The 5,296-nt window shown below is 41.8% G+C and carries 5 protein-coding genes; 4 read left to right on the top strand and 1 reads right to left on the bottom strand.

Annotation, left to right across the window (positions count from 1 at the left end; genetic code table 11):
* Window positions 1-85 precede the first annotated feature (85 nt).
* From BM235_RS31515 to BM235_RS31500, 4 genes are all read left to right on the top strand, one after another.
* On the top strand, window positions 86-799 hold the full coding sequence (locus BM235_RS31515; protein WP_255374693.1) for a phosphotransferase: 714 nt from the start codon (window positions 86-88) through the stop codon (window positions 797-799).
* A 765-nt stretch (window positions 800-1,564) separates the two neighbouring features.
* Window positions 1,565-1,702, top strand: a complete 138-nt coding sequence (locus BM235_RS31510) for an SOS response-associated peptidase family protein (RefSeq protein WP_090118230.1) — start codon at window positions 1,565-1,567, stop codon at window positions 1,700-1,702.
* A gap of 137 nt (window positions 1,703-1,839) precedes the next feature.
* Window positions 1,840-3,183, top strand: a complete 1,344-nt coding sequence (locus BM235_RS31505; RefSeq protein ID WP_090118229.1) for a hypothetical protein — start codon at window positions 1,840-1,842, stop codon at window positions 3,181-3,183.
* Between the two features lie 575 nt (window positions 3,184-3,758).
* A complete protein-coding gene (locus BM235_RS31500; protein ID WP_143106768.1) occupies window positions 3,759-4,421 on the top strand; it encodes a hypothetical protein in 663 nt (220 codons plus the stop codon).
* 224 nt (window positions 4,422-4,645) lie between these two features.
* Here the strand turns inward: BM235_RS31500 and BM235_RS31495 are convergent.
* A partial coding sequence (locus BM235_RS31495; RefSeq protein WP_143106767.1) for an IS110 family RNA-guided transposase occupies window positions 4,646-5,296 on the bottom strand: 651 nt, incomplete at its 5' end.

Here is a 5,296-nt window from a genome sequence, read left to right as displayed (position 1 = left end):
GCGCATTTGTGGCAGGTGTCAATCGACGCGCTATCCTAACCATTGTTCGACACACTAAAGTAAGGAACGAGGAGGCAGACATTTCATGGGAGGAATGAATGTATGGGATGCGGAGTGGGAGGTTAACGAAGAGCAGGCGCGGACGCTGATCGGCAGACAATTCCCTCAGCTGTCATCGAAGCAAGTGAAGCGATTGGGCTGGGGCTGGGACAATACGGTTTTTCTCATCGGTGACGAGTACGTGTTCCGGTTTCCAAGAAGAACGATTGCAGTTGGCTCGATTCGTATGGAAGGGAAGCTGCTGCCGAAGCTGGAGGCACATATGACCATCCCCTATCCGAAACCGTTGTTTTATGGCGAAGCAAGTGACGAATACCCGGCACCATTTCTTGGCTATGCCTACGTACCAGGAGATTTCCCCATCGGTTTGGCGGAAGAACGCCGGGCTTTATCGGCAGAGACGCTGGCGAAATTTTTGCGGAGATTGCATGAGTTTCCGGTACAGGCGGCGCTGAAGTGCGGAGTTCAGCAAGATCATCGAAGCTTGACGGACATAGCATCGCGCAAAGTGAAATTGGAGGGCTTTCTATCGAAGGTGGTTGAACACTTGTCGCCGGAGGAGTCCGGTGTGATCAAAGCGTATATTAGCAGGCTGCATAATGGAAAATTAAATGTTGACACTGTATATAATAAATGTAAGAAGACAACAATATATCGAAAAAAACCGCGTATATGGCGGTTTTTTTATTATTATATGAATAAAACTTCTTGTCTTTTCCGAAAGACATTGTTTTCCTAGATGGACATGAACATGATGTATTTGCCACGTTCAGTTATTGAAATAAGGGATAAGCGCCCTCTACAGACATATTGTTCGGGTTAACGAATATTTACCTGAAGCGATGGAGGAAACAAAGCCCATGAATTAATTATGACGCGTTAACACTTAGTTTTTAAAGATGGAAAAAAGAACTCATATAATGTGACACATCATTGTATAACGACATAAAAGTCCCCTCTTAAGAAATCCTTATTTTATAAGGCTTCTTTCTTATTTTAAGGGGAGATTAGCGTCAAAATTCCTTGACACTAATCTCCCCTTTTGTTTAGAAAATGACACAATAGAACCATTATGTTCATCCGACTCATTTCGATATTAATAGTGTTTTTTCGCCGAAGGACAAATTGAATCGAGCATAAAAGATATTATCTACCATAGTTCAGCAAAAACCGATTGGGGGGGGCTGCTTATTTACTCACCAATACGAGAGATTAGTAATGAAATGGGTCGAAATAGATTTTATGTCTATAGTAAAAGACTTAAAAGGGAAGTACTACTGTACAACTCACTTCAATATGATCATTGGGCGTTAATCGAGACAGATCTAAGTATCGAGGACTATTGTGAAAGACCACTCTAGGTGGTTGTTTCAGTTGCAGGCGAAGTTACAAAAACAACTTTTGATATGTGGATTAAAAAGAAGGATTCAGAAGAATTTATTTTCGTTTCATCTAGCCATGAAGTTGACTCTAATGATAAACGAGCGAATCCAAAAAGAAAGGCTTGATCAAGCGACGTCGGGCGATCATACCTGCAGACGGATTTTATCAGTGGAAGGTCGAGGAAGGCGAAAAGCAGCCATATCGTCTAGCTCGTAACCTGTATGTACTGGCCTACAACCTTGCGATCAAGGGAAAGTGATAACTGCTGCACGGTATTCCGATGTACGGAAACAAAGGTAATAATGACGTGAGCACCAGTTTGTTTGTATCCACAAAACACCCCACTTGTATTATATAATGGAATTAAATTACTCTCGATATAGGAGGTTACTTTCAGTGGAGATAGCTAAGATTTTTGATCAAACTGTAGACATTTATCAGGAATTCTTGTTACTGACCAATAATGGTTCTTCACTTGAAAGTAGCTATCAAGAGCTCAATGATAAGTATAGGATTCACTCGCAAAAAAAGGCCATCATTTGTGAGTGCTGTGGGCAACCCGTAGCTTTAGTTCTAAGAGAAGGGGCTCCACATTTCCGACATCAGGGTGAACCATGTCCTAGTCAAGAGAACTACAAACGCTATACCACTGGAACTAGAGGAGGAGAAAGTGCCAACCATAAAGCCGGTCTCGCTATTTTGAGAACTTACCTAGAGGGCCAATTAAAGCCTCATAAAATTAGCGTTCAGAACGGCTACATGTGTAAAAAAGCATTAAAAATGGTGCCCGACTTCTTGCTCAACTTTCCTGATGGCACGATATGGGCTGTTGATTACATTACAGGAATACGTGAGGAAGAATCATATAATAATTACATTGCTAAGCGTACTGAAACATATAAGACAGCAGGGTTCACGCCATTTTATTTCATTGATTCCTCTTGGATGGCAAATGTACCGGATCGATCTGTTATCTCGTTATTTAGAGCAGAACAACAAATTAAACTTCGATCTGAAATCGATTTGCAATGGACGGAATTTGTAAAAGAATTCGTAGAAGTTTTTGGCGAAGCTTTTGTGTTACAGAAATTGTTTGGGATTTCGTCTCAACCAATTGCCGGCAGAGAACTGAAAGAGTACTTAGTTTATAGTCTGACTTACATAGATCCTGGCGCGGGAAAAGCTTATATCCAACGGTTTATACCGACACAACAGAGCAAGTTCGGGCTTCAAGTCTACCGAGCTGAAATTTCGCTGGAGCGAGCAACGTCTCTGGACCAAAAACAGCAAGGTTTTACATGGTGGGAGAGGGAGGAACTAACAGCAATGCAATTACAAATGCAGACCCTTTCGCAACAGTTTGAAGTTGCTGTTACAGTTGAAGCCGCACTAATAGCAGAGGAAGTTTTAGAACAAACCAGATTATCGGAACTGCTTATGATACAACAAGAAAAAATAAAGAAGAAGATAACCATTCACAACGAGACTCCTGTTGTTTACGACCCTGAGCTTGCATCAAAGCTTTTCAGCGCTGAAATAAACTCGATGATTAATATTGATATGAATCCATCTTATGCAAGACAAATCTTGGCGGCCATTAAACAGAATAAGAGCATTCTTTCTGACGAAAGGTTAATTCAAATTCGAAACCAAGCACGCTTCGTGTTAGGACCAATTAAAAATCCTAATCCTCTTACACCTAGTCTTCGAAGTCTGCTAATAGACATTGCTATGGCATGATATTTGATCAAAGCCTATGCGAAGCGGATTTTTTGTTATCGTATAAGAAGGAGGATTGCGGATATGTTTTGTGTCCACGGACTCAAAATAGGGCACATAACAGAACGCATTGAAGCTTGAGAAAACAAGCTTTTTTTTATTTTTATGTCCCGATATTTGTGACTCAAGAAAATGCACAAATGTAGGACATTGTGCTCTAACGACACAAATTTTAAGACATTCTAGCGGGTAATTGTTTGGATACATGCAACACTGATCGAACAACATAGATTTCGCTGCTTGTTCGGTAAATCGCTGAACATAAAGGAAATCTGAGTCTAAAGACTGCTCTGCGATAAGCGTGCTTCAACTAGTTGATCCGTACAACAGGACGTTCATCGACGGTGAGTGGTTCAAAGTAAATGACATTATCTTAGCATCGATCCTTGGCGCCAATAAATTACATTCGCCGATATTGTGGACTCGATTCAATTTTGTAGATTTCAAAGGAAGGGACAGGAAACTTATACCTATAAAACGAATTATGTAATATGAAATCAAAATTAGCCAATTATTGATTTTAACCAAGAGAAAGGTTGGATGAATTGGATATCGCAGTAGGGGTTACAAGCATGATCGTTAGTGTGATAGTTGCAATCTTTGCAGTCTTTTTGGGTGCTAGAATGCAACTGGAATATCTTCGCGAAGAGTCCGAAAGGAACGATATCCAACAAAGGTTAAAATTACTTAAACTGATCCAACACGAACTAACCTTGAATAGGGTATTCCGTGAGCATGGTGGCATGTATCGAGCAACAGAGTTTTATGCCGGCAAACAGCTATTACAATACCCAGGATTCTCTCCTGACAAATATCAGAGTGAGTTGGAACTCACATTGGAGGTCATACGCAATTTCGAAATGCTCCACATTGCAATAGATGCAATGTGGAACTATTCAAATCATCGAATGGCCTTAATATCAAACCCCACAATATTACAGAACTTCTTTACAGGAATAGAGGCGCTGATTGGAAAGAGAACCATGGTTGAGTTAACTGCCGAACAAATCAACGAACTTACACGTAAGGTTATCAGTGAAAACGCAACTTTGTTAGACAAAGCTTCATCGAGTCTCCTAACACTTATATCTGAGAAGTCAATTCCAGCAATGGACGAAGAAGAACGAACGGGTATTCTTCCAACGAGTGAAGAAAAAAAGAAGTTCACTACGTTTATGGTTGGAGCTTCGTACCAGTAAATAGAACACCTTTATTACTCATACGGCAAAGTTGAGTTTCATATTAAAGCGAGGTACATACATGTTAAAACTTTTTTTTAAACCATTATGGATATTACTGGGTGTTTACTTGCTTGGCGGTTTATCTACAGCCTCAGATATTGCTCAATTAACAGGTTTTAATATTCCAAATAACCGTTCCTTGAGGGAAGGAAAGGTTTTCCTTAGTTAACCCAACTTGTCTGCTACCCGATCCGGAAAGCTTCTTTTTTGATTAGGATGGCGTAGATCCAGTGGATGAGTTTGTTTACACACGCAATGACGGCGACTTTGAATGGTTTGCCTTCGACACGTTTTCGGTCGTAAAACGTACGCAGTTTCCGGTTGCGTGAACTCCGTAAGCCACAGCGCACAGCCAGATACAACACTGTTCGAAGCCTTCTGGACCCTCGCTTGGTAATGGCGTTTCGCGTGGCTGTAAACTTGCCTGAGGAGAAGACACTCGGATCAATGCCAGCGAAGGCCACCAGCTTCTTGGCATGGTCAAAGCGATCGATTTCCCCGACTTCGGCCAGAATTGTTGCCGCAATTTTGGTGCCGATGCCGGGTATCGATTGGATGAGCTCGAACTCCTCCAGTTCTTCAGCCAGAGCATCGATTGAATCGTCAAGGTTCGAGAGATGCTCTTGGTACTGAAGAAGAAGATTGATGAGCAGCTTTAAGGAAATGAGATGTCCTGGGAAGACCGTTTCTCTGAACGGATTTCGCGCCGCAGCAGCCAAGAGTTTCTGAGTCCGGTCGATTGCCCAGGCGATAGAGCGACCGGAAAGATGCTGGATTGCCGCCTCAAGATGAGGGCGTGATTCGATCTGCACGGTCTGAGACGTTGGGTAGAG

The organism is Cohnella sp. OV330 (assembly GCF_900112065.1).
Lineage (GTDB): Bacteria > Bacillota > Bacilli > Paenibacillales > Paenibacillaceae > Cohnella.
Note: the sequence above shows the minus strand (reverse complement) of the source record. Positions and strands in the feature narration are given on the sequence as shown.